Raw genomic sequence first — 18,572 nt, 5'->3', positions numbered from 1 at the left:
CCTGGAAGGTGTCGACGGCCCTCATACGCGTGTCCGGCAGGCCCCTGGAGGGGTCCCTGGAGGGCGCCGTCGCACGCGCGCCCTCCGAGTGAGTGCTATCCGCCGCCGCCGAAGATCCCGCCGCGGCCGTTCTCCTCGCCCGCCGTCGTGCCTTCGGTCGTTCCCTCGGTCGTTCCGGTGTCCGTCCCGCCGTCCGTGGTCCCGGCGTCCGTTCCACCGTCGGTGGACCCGTTCGTGGTCCCTCCGTTGTCGTTGCCGGTGGTCGTTCCGCCGTTCTGGTTGTTCTTGCAGTCCCAGTCGAGCGGCGCGCACGTGTCGCTCGGCGTGGGGGACGGGGACGACGGAGTGGGAGACGGCGTCGTGGGCGCTTCGGTGGACTCCGAAGGCGTCGGCGTCGGGCTCGGCGTCGGGCTGGGGCTGACCGCGCCACCGCCGAAGAGCGTGTCGCCGTACGGCTCCGCCTTCGGGAAGCGGACGACCTTCGAGCCCTTCACCGCTTCGGCCATGTAGTCGTGCCAGATCTGCGCGGGGAACGAGGCACCGTGGATGGATTTCTCGTTGCCGGTGCCGTACATCTCCAGGAACTTGCGGTCCTTCTTCGTCTCGTCGTCGTCCATCCGGAACATGCTGACGGCCGTCGACAGCTGCGGGGTGTACCCGACGAACCAGGCCGACTTGTTGCCGTCCGTGGTACCGGTCTTGCCGGCCACATCACGTCCGGGGAGCTGGGCGGGCGTGCCCGTGCCGTTCTCGACGACGTTCTTCAGCACGTCGGTGACATTGTCCGCGATGATGCTCGGGAACGCCGGCTTCGTCTCCGTCTTGTGCTGATAGATGACCTCACCCTTGTGCTTCACCTCGGTGACCGAGAAGGGCTCCCGCTGCTTGCCACTGGTGGCGAAGGTGGCGTACGCGCCGGCCATCCGGATGGCGCTCGGCGAGGACGTACCGATGGAGAACGAGGGGACGTTCGAGTTCGCCATGTAGTTGTCGTCACGCAGTCCCGCGTCGATGGCGGCCTGCTTCACCTTGTCGGTGCCGACGTCCATGCCGAGCTGGACGTACGGGGAGTTGGCGGACTCCTGCATGGCGTACCGGAGGCTGATGTCTCCGTAGTCGTGGTCTCCGTCGTTTGTCTGGAGCCACTCCTTGCCGTCGTCGTTCTGCCAGACCTCGCCGTTGTACAGGTTGATCTTCAGCTTGTTGTCGCCGTTGTAGATGCTCTTCGGCGAGACGAGCGTCCGCTCCGACTCGCTCTGGTCGGCACCGAGCTTGGGGTCACGTTTGCCGTACTGCATGGCGGCTGCCAGCACGAACGGCTTGAACGTCGAACCGACCTGTGCACCTGTCGCGTCCGCGTTGTTGGTGTAGTGCTCGGTCGCGTTCTGACCGCCGTACGTGGCGACGATGGCGCCTGTCGCCGTGTCCACCGACGCGCCGCCGAACTCGACGTGCGTGTCCTTCTCGGGCCGCTTCTTCGGGTCGATCTTGGCGGCGTACACCTTCTTGATCGACTTCTCGAGCTGGTCGACCTTCTTCTTCTGGAAGGTCGTGTGGATCTCGTAGCCGCCCCGGGCCAGCTCCTTCTCGGTGACGCCGTCCTCGTTGTGCGCGAGGAAGTACTTCGTGGCGAGGTCGACCAGGTATCCGGTCTGGCCGCCCAGCTTGGCGTCCTTCTTGGGCGGCTTCGGCATGGGGAACTCGTCGAACGTCGCACGCTTGGCCGCGCTCAGCCGGCCGTCCTTGACCTCCTCGTCGAGGATCCAGCTCCAGCGCTCCTTGGCCCGCCTGGTGTTCTCCGCGGCGGAGGCCTTCACGGGGTCGACCTCGGGGGCACCCGCGGGGTCGTAGTAACTCGCGCCCTTGAGCAGCGTCGCCAGGAAGGCGCACTCGCTCTCGTTCAGATCCGTGGCGTCCTTGTCGTAGTACGCACGTGCCGCCGCCTGGAGTCCGGATGCGCCCCGGCCGTAGTAGGAGACGTTGAGGTAACCCTCCATGACCTCGTTCTTGCCCACCGTCTCGCCGACCTTGAGCGTGATGAAGAGTTCCTTGAACTTCCGGCTCAGCGTCTGGTCCTGGGAGAGCATGGAGTTCTTCACGTACTGCTGGGTGATCGTCGAACCGCCCTGGGTGTCACCTCCCCGGGCCATGTTGTAGAAGGCGCGGGCGATACCCATGGGGTCGATGCCCCTGTCGCTCTCGAACGACTTGTTCTCGGCCGAGATGACGGCGTTCCGCATCGCTTCCGGAATCTGGGCGTACTCGAGCGACTGACGGTTGACGGAACCACCCGTGGCGACCATCTGTGTGTCGTCGGCCCAGTAGTAGACGTTGTTCTGTGCCGTGGCGAGGTCCTTGACCTCGGGCGGCACCACCAGTGCGTACGCGATGCTGGCGGCGCCCATCATGAGACCCAGGAAGCCCAGGCACAGACCGGAGACCAGCCTCCACGACGGAACCCAGCGGCGGAAGCCGTACTTACCGGCCCGCGGGTAGTCGATGAAGCGCTTCTTGCCGGAGTCCTCGCGGCCCCGGCCGCGGCCTTCGTGACCGCTGCTGTCGTCACCTCCCCGTCGCCTGCCCCCGCCTCCGCCGCGCTGGGCGGCGCGCCGGGCCTCGGCGCGGCCGCCGTACGACGGCTCCTCACCATGCACTCCGGAAGGTGACTCTGAAGTTGCTCTGCGTGACGAATCGGTGCGACGTCCAGCAGGCTGTTGGGCGGCTCGTCTGGCCGCTGCGCGCCCGCCACCTTGCGGTTGCGGCGCTTTGCGACGGTGCTCGCTCATCGAACGACTACTCCTCGGGCAGGCGAGAGCGCCTGGAAGCGGCAGTTGAGATCCGGTCCCCCCGAATTACGGACAAGCCCTGCGGAAGGCTCACCCGCAGTACATCCGACAGTCCGCGATTACTGACGCACGGCGGCGTCTCACGGTTCCCGGTGGTCTGCATGCCGCACAGACTACGCACGGTCAAAAACCTCCAGGGACCGAACTTCACCCCAAATTACGCAAGTCACTCCCTATGAATCGGGGATGTGACGCCGCTCACGAACCGTCCTCTTGTCGAACATCACGAGTCGATCTATCGTGCTGATGTATCGAGTCGATACATCAGCACGGCATAAGGTGGGTCCAACGGCCCGCGGAAGCTGCAGACGGAGGAGGAGGCGAAGGTGAGCAGACGCTCAGGCATCCTCGAATTCGCCGTACTCGGCCTGCTCCGCGAGTCCCCCATGCACGGGTACGAGCTGCGAAAGCGCCTCAACACCTCGCTGGGGATCTTCCGCGCCTTCAGCTACGGCACCCTCTACCCCTGCCTCAAGACGCTGGTCGCCAACGGCTGGTTGATCGAGGAACCGGGAAATGTTCCGGCTCAGCCCCCTGCCACGAGCCGTGGGGTCGCCCCCGCGTCCTCGCTGGCCGGGCGCCGGGCCAAGATCGTCTACCGGTTGACGGCAGAAGGTAAGGAGCACTTCGAGGAGCTGCTCTCGCACACCGGTCCGGACTCCTGGGAGGACGAGCACTTCGCGGCTCGTTTCGCCTTCTTCGGACAGACGGAGCGCGAGGTGCGGATGCGCGTGCTCGAAGGCCGCCGCAGCAGGCTGGAGGAGCGCCTCGAGAAGATGCGCGCCTCTCTCGCCCGCACCCGCGAACGACTCGACGACTACACGCTTGAGCTGCAGCGACACGGCATGGAGTCCGTGGAGCGCGAAGTGCGCTGGCTGAACGAGCTCATCGAGAGCGAGCGGTCGGGACGGGATCAGCGACGATCCTCGCCCGGGGGCTCCACTCAACACGACACATCAGGAGAGACGGGCGGCCTGCCCCGGCACCGGGACGACACCCGGCCGGATCCGTCCGACGACACCAAGTGACACCCCCGCAGATCCGCAAGGCGTCATCGGGGAACACGAGAACACACAGGGAGCAATCGGCATGGGTTCGGTTCGCGTAGCCATCGTCGGCGTGGGCAACTGCGCCGCCTCGCTGGTGCAGGGCGTCGAGTTCTACAAGGACGCCGATCCGGCCGGCAAGGTGCCCGGTCTGATGCACGTTCAGTTCGGCGAGTACCACGTGAGCGACGTCGAGTTCGTCGCCGCCTTCGACGTCGACGCGAAGAAGGTCGGCCTCGACCTCGCGGACGCCATCGGCGCCAGCGAGAACAACACCATCAAGATCGCCGACGTGCCGAACACCGGTGTGACCGTTCAGCGCGGCCACACCCACGACGGCCTGGGCAAGTACTACCGCGAGACGATCGAGGAATCCGCCGACGCCCCCGTCGACATCGTCCAGATCCTCAAGGACAAGCAGGTCGACGTCCTCGTCTGCTACCTGCCCGTCGGCTCCGAGGTGGCTGCGAAGTTCTACGCGCAGTGCGCCATCGACGCCAAGGTCGCGTTCGTCAACGCCCTCCCGGTGTTCATCGCCGGCACCAAGGAGTGGGCCGACAAGTTCACCGAGGCCGGTGTCCCGATCATCGGCGACGACATCAAGTCCCAGGTCGGCGCCACCATCACGCACCGTGTGATGGCGAAGCTGTTCGAGGACCGGGGTGTCATCCTGGACCGCACGATGCAGCTGAACGTCGGCGGCAACATGGACTTCAAGAACATGCTCGAGCGTGAGCGCCTGGAGTCCAAGAAGATCTCGAAGACGCAGGCCGTCACCTCGCAGATCCGTGACCGCGAGCTCGGTGCGGACAACGTCCACATCGGCCCCTCGGACTACGTGGCCTGGCTGGACGACCGCAAGTGGGCGTACGTGCGCCTCGAGGGCCGCGCCTTCGGTGACGTTCCGCTGAACCTGGAGTACAAGCTCGAGGTCTGGGACTCCCCGAACTCCGCCGGTGTCATCATCGACGCCGTGCGCGCCGCGAAGATCGCCAAGGACCGTGGCATCGGCGGCCCGATCCTCTCGGCCTCCTCGTACTTCATGAAGTCGCCGCCGGTCCAGTACTTCGACGACGAGGCCCGCGAGAACGTCGAGAAGTTCATCAACGGCGACGTCGAGCGCTGATCCAACTGGTCACTGCTCAAGTGACGCTGCTTCTCCATGTGGGGGGTCCCCGGGCAATACGCCCGGAGGCCCCCCACATGTGTGACGCTTGCACACATGCCTGTCGTGCGTGATCTGGGCGTACTCCTGCGCCTTCGGAACTTCCGTCGCCTGCTCGCCGTACGACTCCTCTCCCAGTCGGCCGACGGTGTCTACCAGGTCGCGCTCGCCACCTACGTCGTCTTCTCACCGGAGAACCAGACAACACCGGGCGCCATCGCCTCCGCCATGGCGGTGCTGCTGCTCCCGTACTCGCTCATCGGTCCGTTCGCAGGAGTCCTGCTCGACCGTTGGCCCCGCCGTCAGGTCTTCCTGTACGGCAACCTGCTGCGAGCCACGCTGGCCTGCTGCACGGCACTGCTGCTCCTGATCTCCGTTCCGGACTGGCTGTTCTACGCCTCCGCCCTCTGCGTAACCGCCGTCAACCGTTTCGTGCTCGCCGGCCTGTCCGCAGCCCTGCCTCGCGTCGTCGACACCGAACGTCTCGTCCTCGCCAACTCCCTCTCCCCGACAGCGGGCACGCTGGCCGCCACTGCGGGCGGGGGCCTCGCCCTGGCCATCAAGCTGCTGACAGACGGGTCCGATGCCGCTGTAGTCCTGCTGGGCGCGGTCCTCTACCTCCTCTCGGCACTGGCGGCCATGACCTTGCCGCGCACACTCCTTGGGCCGGATAGAGACCTGCACCATGTGCCGCTGCGGGAGGCCATCACCACCACCGCGCGAGGGCTCGTCGCGGGGTTGCGCCATCTGGCCGAGCGGAGGGACGCGGCGCACGCGCTGGCGGCCATAACGGTGATCCGCTTCTGCTACGGAGCACTGACCGTGATAGTGCTGATGCTGTGCCGCTACGCATGGTCGGACAGCGAGTCCGACGGCCTGGCCCTCCTCGGCCTCGCGCTCGGCGCCTCCGCTGCGGGGTACTTCATGGCTGCCCTGATGTCTCCGTGGGCAGTCGGACGCTTCGGGCGGTACGGCTGGCTGGCGGGCTGCGCCGGGGCAGCCGCCCTCCTGGAACCGGCTTTGGGACTCTCGTTCGCCCCTGCCCCGATGCTGGCAGCGGCTTTCGTTCTCGGCCTCGTGACCCAGGGCGCGAAGATCGCCACGGATACCGAGGTTCAGACCTCCGTCGACGACGCCTACCGCGGCCGGATTTTCTCGCTCTACGACGTGTTGTTCAACGTCGCTTTCGTCGCCGCCGCGGCAATGTCCGCCCTCGTGCTACCCCCTGACGGGCGATCCGTCGTCGTGGTACTCACCGTGGCCGTGCTCTACGCCATCGTCTCGGTGGCCATGCTTCGCCGGCGACGTGTGAGCATCGCGCTCCAGCGCGCCCGCATCAAGGAGTGAGGGGTGTTGTTTCACGTGAAACAACACCCCTCAACCTCAGACCGCTCTCCGGCGCACCGTCATGTTTCACGTGAAACATGACTGGTGTCCGTCCTGCGTACGCCGTGTCGCAGTCGACGTCAGTCCTGTGCGGCCCACCATTCCTTGAGGGCGGCGATCGCGGCGTCGCGCTCCATCGGGCCGTTCTCCAGCCGGAGCTCCAGCAGGAATGCGTAAGCCTTGCCGATCACGGGCCCAGGCCCCACGCCCAGGATCTGCATGATCGCGTTGCCGTCCAGGTCCGGCCGGATGGCTTCCAGCTCCTCCTGCTCCTGCAGTTGCGCGATGCGCTCCTCGAGCCCGTCGTAGGTGCGGGACAGGGCATTCGCCTTGCGCTTGTTGCGCGTCGTGCAGTCGGAGCGCGTCAGCTTGTGCAGCCGGTCCAGCAGCGGCCCCGCGTCCCGCACGTACCTGCGCACGGCAGAGTCGGTCCATTCCCCGTCGCCGTATCCGTGGAAGCGCAGATGCAGCTCCACCAGCTTCGAGACGTCCTTGACCATGTCGTTGGAGTACTTCAGCTCGGTCATCCGCTTCTTGACCATCTTGGCCCCCACCACTTCGTGGTGGTGGAACGAGACGCGTCCGTCCTTCTCGAAGCGCCGCGTCCTCGGCTTCCCGATGTCGTGGAGCAGCGCCGCGAGACGCAGCACGAGATCCGGGCCGTCCTTCTCCAGATCCATGGCCTGCTCCAGGACCGTCAAGGAATGCTCGTAGACGTCCTTGTGGCGGTGATGCTCATCACTTTCCAGGCGCAAGGCGGGGAGCTCAGGCAGCACCTGGTCAGCCAGCCCCGTGTCCACGAGAAGCCCCAGCCCCTTGCGGGGGTGACCGGAAAGCAGCAGTTTGTTGAGTTCCTCACGGACCCTCTCGGCCGAGACGATCTCAATGCGTCCCGCCATGTCCGTCATTGCCTTGACCACGTCGGGGGCAACCTCGAAGTCCAGCTGCGCGGCGAAGCGTGCGGCCCGCAGCATGCGCAGCGGATCGTCGGAGAAGGATGCCTCGGGCGTGCCCGGAGTGCGCAGTACACGCTGGGCCAGGTCATCGAGGCCACCGTGCGGGTCGATGAACTCCTTCTGCGGCAGTGCGACAGCCATGGCGTTGACCGTGAAATCTCGGCGCACGAGGTCTTCCTCGATCGAGTCGCCGTAGGAGACCTCGGGCTTGCGTGAGGTCCTGTCGTACGCCTCCGACCGGTAGGTCGTGACCTCGATCTGGTAGCCGTCCTTCTGCGATCCGACGGTGCCGAACGCGATTCCGACCTCCCAGACCGAGTCGGCCCAGGGACGGACGATCTTGAGCACGTCCTCCGGGCGGGCGTCGGTCGTGAAGTCCAGGTCGTTTCCGAGCCTGCCGAGCAACGCGTCGCGGACCGACCCGCCGACCAGCGCGAGGCTGAATCCGGCCTCCTGGAATCGCAGGGCGAGGTCGTCGGCGACGGGGGACACCTGCAGCAGTTCGCTCACTGCGCGGTGCTGCACCTGACTCAGTGCACGGGGGCTGTCTTCGTTGGCGTTCGGCACAACAGAAAAGGGTACGTGCCCCGACCGGCCCGGGCGTCATCGTTTCTTGCGGCCCTGCGAGACTCTCCCGATCATGTGGCACGGTCCCCGGCACTCAGGCGTCGGGCACATCGTTACCATGCGGGGACGCAGAGACCGGCAGGGCCGGCACCAGCTGACGACGACGAGGGACGGATACGCGTGGCCGAGGCGGCAGACTTTCAGGGGATGAATCCCTCCCCTGCCCGCCGGTGGCTCCGGCGCACAGCCTCCTTGATCGTCGGGGCGCCACTGATCGCCGGCCTCCTGGCCGGCCCCACAGCGCCCTCGGCCCAGGCCGAGGGGGCGACGAAGGCCCCGACCGGCTCGCGCACCGTCGATGTGTCCCTGGACACGCTCGCCCCCAGCGCACCGGTCGAAGGCGACACACTCACCGTCTCCGGCACCCTGACCAACAAGGGGAAGAAGACGGTCACGGACGCCGAGGTCGACCTGCGCGTCGGGCCGAGGCTGTCCGGCAGGGGGGCGATCGACCAGGCAGCCAAGCGCACCGGGTACCTGCCCGGCAGTGACCCGGCCAAGCTCGGCGGCGCGTACACGCTGAAGACCCCCAAGCTCGAGCCCGGGGTCAGCCAGGACTTCACCCTCGCTGTTCCGGTGGACAAGCTGGACCTGGACACCGAGGGCGTCTACCAGCTCGGGGTGTCCCTCACGGGCCGGACCACCGACTACGCCTACGACCAGGTCCTCGGCATCCAGCGGACCTTCCTGCCATGGCAGCCGGCGGACACCGAGAGCAAGACCAAGCTCACCTTCCTCTGGCCGCTGATCGCATCCGCGCACGTCACCGCCGAGACGGGCTCCGACGAACAGCAGACGCCCGTATTCGCCAATGACGATCTGGCCCTCGAGCTCGCTCCCGGCGGACGCCTGGAACAGCTGGTCTCGCTGGGGCGGCAGCTCCCTGTGACATGGGTGATCGACCCGGACCTGCTCGCCTCTGTCGACGCGATGACGAAGAACTACCGCGTCAAGGTCGGTGACACCACAGTCGCGGGGACGAACCAGGCCATCGCCAAGAAATGGCTCACGGATCTGCAAGCGGCCGTGAAGGACGGGAAGGTGGTGGCTCTGCCGTTCGCCGACCCCGACCTTGCGTCCATCGCCCACCGAGGCAAGAACGTCTCGGGCACGCTCAGCCATCTGCAGACGGCGACCGAGGTCGCGGGCACGACGGTCGAGACCGTCCTTCACGTGAAGCCGTCCACCGACTTCGCCTGGCCGGTGGAGGGTGCGATCGATCCCTCGGTCGTCGACGTCGCCACCTCGGCCGGCGCGCACAAGGTGATCGCCCGCAGCGACAGCCTCGAGGAGACCGGCGGGCTGCCCTACACACCCACTTCGGCCCGGCCGATCGGTGGTGGCACCACCGCCGTCGTCTCCGACCACCGGCTCTCCACCGCGTTCTCCGGCGACATGGCCAAGGCCGGCGCCTCGACGCTCGCCGTCCAGAAGTTCCTGGCCCAGACACTGGCAGTGACGGAGCAGGCACCCGACAACGAGCGCAGCATCGTCGTCGCTCCGCAGCGGACGCCCACCGCCGCCCAGGCACAGACCATGGCGCGCGCCCTGCAGGCCCTCACAGCCCAACACTGGACACAGCCCCTCGATCTGACGGCGGCAGCCGAACAGAAGCCCGACGCACAGGCCACCACGAAGGTGCCCGGGGCCTCCCAGTACCCGAAGAAGCTTCGAAGCCAGGAGCTGCCCACCCAGGCCTTCCAGGACATCAGGACGACACAGGACTCGCTCAACAGCTTCCAGGTCATCCTCACGCAGCCGGACCGGGTGGTGACCCCCTTCGGGAACGCGATCAACCGCTCCGTGTCGACGTCGTGGCGCGGCAAGCCACTGGAAGCCCAGCGGTACCGCGACGAGGTCCGCACCTATCTGCAGGGCCTCACCAACGAGGTCCAGCTGATCACGAAGTCGGACGTGACTCTGTCCGGGCGCAGCGCGACGATCCCTGTGACCGTGCAGAACAAACTGGTGCAGGGTGTCGATCACCTCGTACTCCGTCTGACGTCGGGCAATGCCACACGGCTCAAGCTCAATGACGGCGGAGCAGTCGCCGAACAACCGGTCAAGATCGCGGGCGGGCACAGCCAGTCCGTGAAATTCGACGCCGCTGCCAATGCCAACGGGCAGGCGCAGGTCACAGCGCGGCTCTTCACCGCGGACGGCGCGCCGTACGGCGAGGAGATGACCTTCACGGTGAAGGTCTCGGAAGTCACACCGACGGTGCTCCTGGTGATCGCCGGCGGACTGCTGCTGCTGGTCCTGGCAGGTATCAGGATGTACACCCACCGCAAGCGCACTGTTGCGGGGGGCGGGGTGGAGGGCAACGGCGGTGAACCCGAGCAGCCGAGTGACCCGACGCCGGACACCGGTCCGGAAAGCGGGAACCCATCGGGCCCGGGTGAGAAAGTGGACCGTTGAGCGATGTCGGTCGGGGCCTGTCGGCCAGGGACAATGAGTTGGGGTTTCGATGAACGCGCCGTACGACGGTGACCGCGGCCAGGGCGCGGGCGGAGCTGGGTCTTCCAGCAGTCCGCCGGTGCCACCTGGCTCAGGCCAGGAAGGGGAGGCACCCGACCCCTACCTGCAGCACGCGTACGACCACGATCCGTACCGTGCCCAAGACCTCGCCTCACAGGATCCGGTCGCCGAGGCGCTCTACGACCGAGCCGCACATCCTCCGCCGCCTCCGGGTACGTATCAGGAGCCGCAGGCGCTCTACCAGCAGCCTCCCGCCGCCCAGCACGCCCCCGACCCTCGTATCTGGGCCCAGACGCCGCCACCGGAGCCCGCAGGCCCCTCCAGGCACCTTCCCTACGGCGACAATGCCGCGACCACCCAGTACGTGGGGGTGGACGACCTGGTCACACAGGCTTCCGGCGACCGTGGGGAGCAGGATGCCTTCGCTCACCTCTTCCGCGATCAGGAAGGTTCGGGCCGGCCTCCCGGTACTCCTGCCGAGCCTGAAGCGGCTCCGGCACCCGTGCCGCCGAAGTCCGGCGGCCGGGCCGCCGGGATACTGAAGTCCAGCGCACTGATGGCGGCGGGCACCCTGGTGTCCCGGCTCACCGGCTTCGTCCGCAGCCTGGTGATCACCGCAGCGCTGGGTGCGGCTCTGCTCGGCGACAGCTTCACCATCGCGTACACCCTGCCGACGATGATCTACATCCTGACGGTGGGTGGCGGACTCAACTCGGTCTTCGTTCCTCAGCTCGTCCGGTCCATGAAGGACGACGAGGACGGCGGCGAGGCGTACGCCAACCGGCTGCTGACGCTCGTCATGGTCGCCCTCGGCGTGATCGTCGGGATCGCCGTCTTCGCTGCTCCGTGGCTCATCCACATGATGTCCCCGACCATCGCGAACGATGTCGCGGCGAACAGTGTGGCCGTCACCTTCGCCCGCTACTGCCTGCCGACCATCTTCTTCATGGGCGTCCATGTGGTCATGGGCCAGATCTTGAATGCCCGCGGGAAATTCGGCGCGATGATGTGGACTCCGGTCCTCAACAACATCGTCATGATCGTCACGTTCGGCCTGTTCATCTGGGTCTACGGCTCCTCGGCCGAATCCCGCATGGGCGTGGAGACGATCCCTGCCGAGGGTGTCCGCCTGCTCGGCATCGGTACGCTGCTCGGTCTGGTCGTCCAGGCCCTGGCCATGATCCCGTACCTCCGGGAGGCCGGATTCCGCTTCCGCCCCCGCTTCGACTGGAAGGGGCACGGGCTCGGAAAGACGATCAAGCTCGCCAAGTGGACGGTTCTCTTCGTTCTGGCCAACCAGGCCGGCGTCATCGTCGTCACGCAGCTGGCAACCTCTGCCGGCAAGCTGTCGGGCAAGGACGGCACGGGCTTCCTCGCCTACTCCAACGCCCAGCTGATCTGGGGCATGCCTCAGGCCATCATCACCGTCTCGGTCATGGCGGCCCTGCTGCCCCGCATCTCCCGCGCCGCTCATGACAACGACCCCGGGGCCGTCCGCGACGACATCTCACAGGGTCTGCGCAATTCGGCAGTGGCCATCGTCCCGGTCGCCTTCACCTTCCTCGCACTCGGGCTGCCGATGTGCACCCTGCTCTACGCCTCCAGCGGCACCGAGGCCGCGCGGTCGATGGGCTTCATCCTGATGGCGTTCGGCCTCGGCCTCATCCCGTACTCCGTGCAGTACGTCGTGCTGCGTGGCTTCTACGCGTACGAGGACACCCGCACCCCCTTCTACAACACGGTCATCGTCGCAGCGGTCAATGCCGCGGCCTCCGCTCTCTGCTACGTGATTCTTCCGGCTCAGTGGGCAGTCGTAGGAATGGCAGCCTCCTACGGGCTGGCCTACGCGGTCGGCGTCGGCATCGCCTGGCGACGACTGAGCAACCGGCTCGGCGGCGACCTCGACGGCGCCCGTGTGGTGCGCACCTACGCCCGTCTCTGCCTGGCTGCGATCCCCGCGGCAGTGGTCGGCGGCGGCGTGGGCTTCGCTCTCCTCAAGGCCCTCGGTGACGGAGCCGGCGGGTCGGTGGTGGCACTGGTCTGTGGCAGCGTCGTCCTGCTGGGCGTCTTCTTCGTCGCGGCGAAGAAGATGCGTATCGAAGAGCTCAACGGCATGGTCGGCATGGTCCGGGGACGGCTCGGACGCTGATACATACTCCGGGCCGCACAACCATCGCTGGACACCGCGTGTCGTGCATAGCGCCGGAGTGTGGGCACAATTGGCGTGACTGTGCAGAGCTGGCTGGCATCGCGCAACGGATGGGGAGGCAGGAACGACGGTGGCGGAACGTAGCACGGCTGCTGTCGACGTGGCCGACAACAGCGGCGACGAGCCGCTGACCGCCAAGGCGGACGCGGCCACGACCGACGGGACGGCACAAACCCAGGACGCAGAGGGCACCAGCCCGAAGGATGCGGAGAGCGAGCCCGACAGCTCCGACGCCGTACCGGCGTCGCCCGACCTGCACAGCGGTCACAAACTGGCCCGGCGCTACCGCCTGGAGGAATGCGTCACCCGGCTGGACGGATTCAGCAGCTGGCGTGCTGTCGACGAGAAGCTGCGTCGCGCAGTGGGTGTTCATCTGCTGCCCGCCGACCATCCGCGCGCCCGCTCGGTGCTGGCGGCGGCCCGCTCCTCCGCGCTGCTCGGCGACCCACGCTTCGTCCAGGTCCTGGACGCGGTGGAGGAGGGCGACCTCGTCTACGTCGTCCACGAATGGCTGCCCGATGCCACCGAGCTCACGGCGCTGCTGGCCGCAGGTCCCCTTGAAGCCCACGACGCCTACCAGCTCGTGAGCCAGATCTCCCAGGCCATGGCTGCCGCACATCGCGAAGGGCTCGCGCATCTGCGCCTCACCCCCGGCGCCGTACTGCGCAGCTCGACGGGCCAGTACCGGATCCGCGGTCTGGCCGTGAACGCCGCTCTGCGCGGCATCACCGCTGATCAGCCGCTGCGTACGGACACCGAGGCCATCGGCGCGCTCCTCTATGCCGCACTGACCCGGCGCTGGCCCTACGAGAGCGACGCGTACGGCCTTTCGGGGCTGCCCAAGGACCTGGGCCTGATTCCCCCGGACCAGGTGCGGGCCGGCGTCCACCGAGGTCTGTCCGAACTCGCCATGCGCGCGCTAGCCAACGACGGTGCTACCGCGTCGCGGCAGGAACAGCCGTGCACCACCCCGGACGAACTGGCGAAGGCCGTCGCGGCCATGCCGCGCATCCTTCCCCCGGAACCTGCCTTCACAGCACCGCCCGAGTACCAGCGCACGACCTATCAGCAGGGCACCTATGGGCGCCCGTCAGCAAGGCCCACCTCTGCCACCCAGCCTGTCATCGTCCCGCCGCCTCCTCTCCAGAGCCGCACGGGCAAGGCGCTGAAATGGGCCGTGTCCGCGCTGCTCATCGCGGCTCTGGGCCTGGGTAGCTGGCAGCTGGCAGAAACCGTCCTCGACCGGGGCAACGGCTCCGGGGAGCCTGCGCCGACCCAGACCACCGACGACGGGGGCGACGACAACAACGCCGTCGAACCCAGCAAGCCGGTCACCATCACGGGCGCCCAGGACTACGACCCGCTCGGCGCGGACGGCTCCGAGAAGCCCGCCTCGATAAAGAACGTCTACGACGGGGACACGAACTCCTACTGGAACACGGACGGCTATTACAGCGCCGACTTCGGACGCCTCAAGGAAGGCGTCGGAGTCGTTCTCGACCTCGGCAAGGTCCAGCAGGTGGGGAACGTCGAGGTGTCCTTCCTCGGCAGTACTTCCGTCGAGCTGAGGTCCACCGAGGACTCGTCCTTCCCTCAGCTGCCAGGCGGTTTCACCAAGGTCGCGAACGGATCCGGAACAAAGGTGTCCCTCAAGCCCGACAAGCCGGTGCAGGCACGGTACCTTCTGGTCTGGCTGACCAAACTGCCTTTGAGTGACGACGGGAACTACAGAGGCAAGATCTCGGATATCAAGGTCACCAGCTGACGGCACCAGGGGAGGGGGCTCACCGTTGGACGACGCCAGATTCGCCGACATCAGCGACCAGGACCTCCTGGCCCAGCACGTCGCAGGCGACCCTGACACCTTCGGTGAGCTCGTGCGGCGACACCGTGACCGCCTCTGGGCTGTGGCACTGCGAACACTCGGCGACCGCGAGGAGGCTGCCGACGCTGTGCAGGACGCTCTGGTCTCCGCTTTCCGGGCCGCACACACCTTCCGCGGCCAGTCCGCCGTCACCACGTGGCTGCACCGGATCACCGTCAATGCCTGCCTCGACCGTGCCCGCAAAACTGCCTCACGGAGGACCGCGCCGGTCGACGACACCGAGCGGCTCGATCAGCTCATGGAGCCTCACGAATCAGCCGAGGCTCCCGCCGAGCGACAGGATCTGCACCGCGAACTTCTGGCCGCGCTCGCCACCCTGCCCGCCGAACAGCGCGCCGCCCTCGTCCTCGTGGACATGCAGGCCTACCCCGTTGCCGAAGCAGCCCGCATCCTCGACGTACCGACCGGCACTGTGAAAAGCCGTTGTGCGCGGGGCCGGGCGAGACTGCTCCCCTTGCTGACCCACCTACGCAGCAACAGAGGGGACGGTAAGGGCCCCATGGAGAGGAACCGGACGCAGGGGCCATCCGTCCCACCGGCGTCAGGACCAAGAGACGCAGGCGACGGCGATCCTGCTGGCGTAAAGGGTGGAGGTGGGCTCGCATGACATCGACAGCCGACACGGCTCAGCACCCGGACGCCTCGGAGATCGCCGACCTCACCGAAGGGCTCCTCCCGCCTTCCCGTGAGGCAGCACTCCGCCGCCACCTCGATGGTTGCGAAGAGTGCGCGGACATTCACGCCTCGCTGGAGGAGATCCGCTCGCTGCTGGGGGCAGCACTGCCTCTTCCTGAGCGCATGCCCGAAGACGTCACCCGCCGAATCGACGCGGCCCTGGCATCGGAAGCAGCGTCTGCCGCCACGGCAGCGGCCGCAGCAATTCCTGTTTCACGTGAAACATACGATCTGCCAACGGAAGGCGCGGCCGCACCTCGGCCCGCCGGCCGTCCCCGCGGCGCCACCGGCCCCGGCCGAGGCCCAGCCCGCCGCCGACGTCGCACGGTGATCCTTGGCGCCGCCTTCGGTGCGGCCGCCGTCGGCGTGAGCGTCTTCCTGCTCCAGTCCCTCCAGCCGTCTCAAGATTCGGCAGGGTCGATGGCCGACCACCGCGTCAGCGCCGCGGAGAAGAGCCAGGGGGACTTTTCGGAAGGCACGCTGGAGGGCCGCGTCCATGAGCTTCTGAACGAGACAAGGGCATCCGAGACTCCAGGCAATGCCCCGGGCAAGCCATCCCTGGACACCAAGTCGTCCCCGGGAGACCTGTCCCCCGGCGCCGCGACCCCCGGCACTCGCATGCGCGCGCCGATCGTGGATGTTCCTACCTGCGTCCAGCAGGGCACCGGCCGGGACGCACCAGCCCTGGCCGTGGAAGAGGGCAGCTACGAAGGGACAGCCGCCTTCCTTGTCGTGCTGCCCCATGCGACCGACTCGAGCCGTGTCCAGGCCTATGTCGTCGGCGCAGCCTGCGTGGATTCCATGCCCGCGACAAAGGGGCAGCTGCTGCTCACGCACTCCTACACGCGCCCCTGAGGGTCCTGCCGGGAGCCGGACCGGTATTTCGGGAATGCATGCCCCGTAGGATCCGTTGGGTGGGGTGAGAGTCGTGGAACCGACCCCAGTAGGCAGTAGGCAGTCTGTAGAGACGAGGAAGAACCCGTGAGCGACGTCCGTAATGTGATCATCATCGGCTCTGGGCCGGCTGGTTACACCGCCGCCCTGTACACCGCTCGCGCGTCGCTGAAGCCGCTGGTGTTCGAGGGAGCTGTCACCGCCGGCGGTGCGCTGATGAACACCACCGACGTGGAGAACTTCCCGGGCTTCCAGGACGGAATCATGGGCCCTGAGCTCATGGACAACATGCGCGCCCAGGCGGAGCGCTTCGGCGCCGAGCTTATTCCCGACGATGTGGTCTCGGTCGACCTCTCCGGAGAGATCAAGACCGTCACGGACACCGCAGGCACCGTGCACCGCGCCAAGGCCGTCATCGTCACCACGGGATCTCAGCACCGCAAGCTCGGCTTGCCCAACGAGGACGCGCTTTCCGGACGCGGTGTCTCCTGGTGTGCAACCTGTGACGGCTTCTTCTTCAAGGACCAGGACATCGCCGTAATCGGTGGCGGCGACACGGCCATGGAAGAGGCGACCTTCCTCTCACGGTTCGCCAAGTCCGTCACGATCGTCCACCGCCGCGACTCCCTGCGAGCCTCCAAGGCCATGCAGGACCGCGCCTTTGCCGACCCGAAGATCAAGTTCGCATGGGACAGCGAGGTGGCCACGGTCCACGGAGACCAGAAGCTCTCCAGCCTCACCCTGCGCAACACCAAGACCGGTGAGACCTCCGAGCTCCCGGTGACGGGCCTGTTCATCGCTGTCGGCCATGACCCCCGCACGGAGCTCTTCAAGGGGCAGCTCGACCTCGATGACGAGGGCTACCTCAAGGTCGAAGCCCCCTCGACGCGCACCAACCTGAAGGGTGTCTTCGGCGCCGGTGACGTCGTCGACCACACCTACCGACAGGCCATCACAGCCGCCGGGACCGGCTGCTCCGCAGCCCTCGACGCGGAGCGCTTCCTGGCCGCACTCTCCGACGAGCAGCTCGCCGAGCCGGAGAAGACCCCGGCAGTCTGACTGCTTCCCCCGATCCCACACCCCGCGAAGTTAAGGAGGCCGCCGTGGCCGGCGCCCTGAAGAACGTAACCGACGACTCCTTCGATGAGGATGTCCTGAAGAACGACAAGCCCGTGCTGGTGGACTTCTGGGCCGCCTGGTGCGGCCCGTGCCGCCAGATCGCGCCTTCGCTGGAGGCCATCGCGGCTGAGCACGGCGACCAGATCGAGATCGTCAAGCTCAACATCGACGAGAACCCGGCCACCGCGGCAAAGTACGGCGTGATGTCGATCCCGACGCTGAACGTGTACCAGGGTGGCGAGGTCGCCAAGACCATCGTCGGCGCCAAGCCGAAGGCCGCGATTCTCCGCGACCTCGAAAACTTCATCGTCCAGAAGTAGCGGCTGACTGTTTCACGTGAAACGGGCCCTCCCGACCGGGTGGGCCCGTTTTGCATGTTCCTCAACCACCGGCACGGTAATCAGAGGGGCCGCAGCGCCGGCTCCTTCTGTACGGCACCCAGCAGTCGGTCCAATGCCAGCTCGACGTCTTCCTTCCAGGAGAGCGTCGAACGCAGCTCGAGCCTCAGACGCGGATGCGCGGGGTGAGGGCGCACCGTTTTGAAGCCGACGGCGAGCAAGTGATCCGCCGGCAGCACACACGCCGGTTCCTTCCACCGGGCGTCACCAAAAGCCTCGATCGCCTTGAAGCCGCGTCGCAGCAAGTCCTTGGCAACTGTCTGCACCATCACTCGGCCGAGTCCCTGCCCTTGGAAGCCCGGCACGATCAATGCGGTCATCAGTTGCACGGCATCGGGGGACACAGGGCTGGTGGGAAAAGCCGTGGAACGGGGAACATATGCTGGCGGTGCGTAGAGCACGAAGCCGGCCGCGACATCGTCGACGTAGACGACCCGTCCGCAGGAGCCCCACTCCAGCAGCACGGCGGAGATCCAGGCTTCCTTCTCGAGTTCGGGTCTGCCGGCCTTTACCGCGGCTTCCCCGCTGACCGGATCAAGCTCCCAGAAGACGCACGAGCGGCAACGCCTGGGGAGATCCGGAAGGTTGTCCAGTGTGAGCGGTACGAGCCGACGCCCCATGTAGGCGGTTCCTCACTTCCTTCGCCCGCCGCATCACGTGCGGCTGCCAGCGCACTCCGTTCTCGGAACAGGCTGCCGACGAACCCCCCGACAGCGCCTAGCCCCAACCCGACTGTCACCAGGTGGCTGCGATTCACTGATCGCACGGCCCCCGCCTCCTCTGAGGTGGATCACGGTGGTGGATACGCCATACCAGAACGCATCGTATCCACCCAGACGTGATGGGGATACCGAGAGACGGCAAAGGGCGGGCCGAGTTCTGGAGAAC

13 protein-coding genes are annotated in these 18,572 nt (G+C 67.0%); 10 read left to right on the top strand and 3 right to left on the bottom strand.

The window, feature by feature from the left end; genetic code table 11:
* Positions 1 to 95 precede the first annotated feature (95 nt).
* Complete coding sequence (locus tag ACFWFI_RS27045; RefSeq protein WP_387394904.1) at positions 96 to 2,786, bottom strand: transglycosylase domain-containing protein; 2,691 nt, start codon at positions 2,784 to 2,786, stop codon at positions 96 to 98.
* Between the two features lie 386 nt (positions 2,787 to 3,172).
* Between ACFWFI_RS27045 and ACFWFI_RS27040 the strand changes: the two genes are divergently transcribed.
* The 3 genes from ACFWFI_RS27040 (at position 3,173) to ACFWFI_RS27030 (ending at position 6,404) form a co-directional block, all read left to right on the top strand.
* Positions 3,173 to 3,874 (top strand): PadR family transcriptional regulator, encoded by a 702-nt coding sequence (locus ACFWFI_RS27040; protein ID WP_387394902.1) that lies wholly within the window; start codon positions 3,173 to 3,175, stop codon positions 3,872 to 3,874.
* Between the two features lie 61 nt (positions 3,875 to 3,935).
* On the top strand, positions 3,936 to 5,018 hold the full coding sequence (locus tag ACFWFI_RS27035; protein ID WP_387394900.1) for an inositol-3-phosphate synthase: 1,083 nt from the start codon (positions 3,936 to 3,938) through the stop codon (positions 5,016 to 5,018).
* A gap of 96 nt (positions 5,019 to 5,114) precedes the next feature.
* Positions 5,115 to 6,404: an MFS transporter gene (locus ACFWFI_RS27030; protein ID WP_387394898.1), complete on the top strand. Its 1,290-nt coding sequence runs from the start codon at positions 5,115 to 5,117 to the stop codon at positions 6,402 to 6,404.
* Positions 6,405 to 6,523: 119 nt separating this feature from the next.
* Here the strand turns inward: ACFWFI_RS27030 and ACFWFI_RS27025 are convergent, their stop codons facing one another.
* Entirely contained in the window at positions 6,524 to 7,966 is a 1,443-nt protein-coding gene (locus ACFWFI_RS27025; protein ID WP_387394896.1) for a CCA tRNA nucleotidyltransferase, read from the bottom strand.
* Positions 7,967 to 8,146: 180 nt separating this feature from the next.
* Here ACFWFI_RS27025 and ACFWFI_RS27020 point away from each other — a divergent pair, with 180 nt between their 5' ends.
* From ACFWFI_RS27020 to trxA, 7 genes are all read left to right on the top strand, one after another.
* Positions 8,147 to 10,444, top strand: coding sequence for a DUF6049 family protein (locus ACFWFI_RS27020; RefSeq protein WP_387394894.1), 2,298 nt, complete (start codon positions 8,147 to 8,149; stop codon positions 10,442 to 10,444).
* 49 nt (positions 10,445 to 10,493) lie between these two features.
* Complete coding sequence (gene murJ / locus ACFWFI_RS27015) at positions 10,494 to 12,653, top strand: murein biosynthesis integral membrane protein MurJ (RefSeq protein ID WP_387394892.1); 2,160 nt, start codon at positions 10,494 to 10,496, stop codon at positions 12,651 to 12,653.
* Between the two features lie 130 nt (positions 12,654 to 12,783).
* Entirely contained in the window at positions 12,784 to 14,478 is a 1,695-nt protein-coding gene (locus ACFWFI_RS27010; RefSeq protein ID WP_387394890.1) for a serine/threonine protein kinase, read from the top strand.
* 25 nt (positions 14,479 to 14,503) lie between these two features.
* Positions 14,504 to 15,205 carry an RNA polymerase sigma factor SigM gene (gene sigM / locus ACFWFI_RS27005; RefSeq protein ID WP_387394888.1) on the top strand — a complete coding sequence of 234 codons (702 nt, stop codon included), beginning with the start codon at positions 14,504 to 14,506 and terminating at the stop codon, positions 15,203 to 15,205.
* Positions 15,202 to 16,128: an anti-sigma factor family protein gene (locus ACFWFI_RS27000; protein WP_387394886.1), complete on the top strand. Its 927-nt coding sequence runs from the start codon at positions 15,202 to 15,204 to the stop codon at positions 16,126 to 16,128. The genes sigM and ACFWFI_RS27000 overlap by 4 nt, the downstream gene beginning before the upstream one ends.
* Positions 16,129 to 16,254: 126 nt before the next feature.
* Positions 16,255 to 17,226, top strand: coding sequence for a thioredoxin-disulfide reductase (gene trxB / locus ACFWFI_RS26995; protein ID WP_387394884.1), 972 nt, complete (start codon positions 16,255 to 16,257; stop codon positions 17,224 to 17,226).
* Between the two features lie 44 nt (positions 17,227 to 17,270).
* Positions 17,271 to 17,606 (top strand): thioredoxin, encoded by a 336-nt coding sequence (trxA, locus tag ACFWFI_RS26990; RefSeq protein WP_356534508.1) that lies wholly within the window; start codon positions 17,271 to 17,273, stop codon positions 17,604 to 17,606.
* An 80-nt stretch (positions 17,607 to 17,686) separates the two neighbouring features.
* Here the strand turns inward: trxA and ACFWFI_RS26985 are convergent, their stop codons facing one another.
* Positions 17,687 to 18,304: a GNAT family N-acetyltransferase gene (locus ACFWFI_RS26985; protein WP_387394881.1), complete on the bottom strand. Its 618-nt coding sequence runs from the start codon at positions 18,302 to 18,304 to the stop codon at positions 17,687 to 17,689.
* Positions 18,305 to 18,572: the final 268 nt, after the last annotated feature.

Source organism: Streptomyces sp. NPDC060209 (assembly GCF_042728155.1).
Classification (GTDB): Bacteria; Actinomycetota; Actinomycetes; order Streptomycetales; family Streptomycetaceae; genus Streptomyces.
This window is presented reverse-complemented; position numbering and strand designations above follow the sequence as displayed.

Bases quoted from the DNA above. Each gene is read 5' to 3' on its own strand.
- murJ (WP_387394892.1), top strand. From the start codon at position 10,494: ATGAACGCGCCGTACGACGGTGACCGCGGCCAGGGCGCGGGCGGAGCT.
- ACFWFI_RS27000 (WP_387394886.1), top strand. From the start codon at position 15,202: ATGACATCGACAGCCGACACGGCTCAGCACCCGGACGCCTCGGAGATC.
- ACFWFI_RS27030 (WP_387394898.1), top strand. From the start codon at position 5,115: ATGCCTGTCGTGCGTGATCTGGGCGTACTCCTGCGCCTTCGGAACTTC.
- ACFWFI_RS27035 (WP_387394900.1), top strand. From the start codon at position 3,936: ATGGGTTCGGTTCGCGTAGCCATCGTCGGCGTGGGCAACTGCGCCGCC.
- ACFWFI_RS26985 (WP_387394881.1), bottom strand. From the start codon at position 18,304: ATGGGGCGTCGGCTCGTACCGCTCACACTGGACAACCTTCCGGATCTC.
- ACFWFI_RS27045 (WP_387394904.1), bottom strand. From the start codon at position 2,786: ATGAGCGAGCACCGTCGCAAAGCGCCGCAACCGCAAGGTGGCGGGCGC.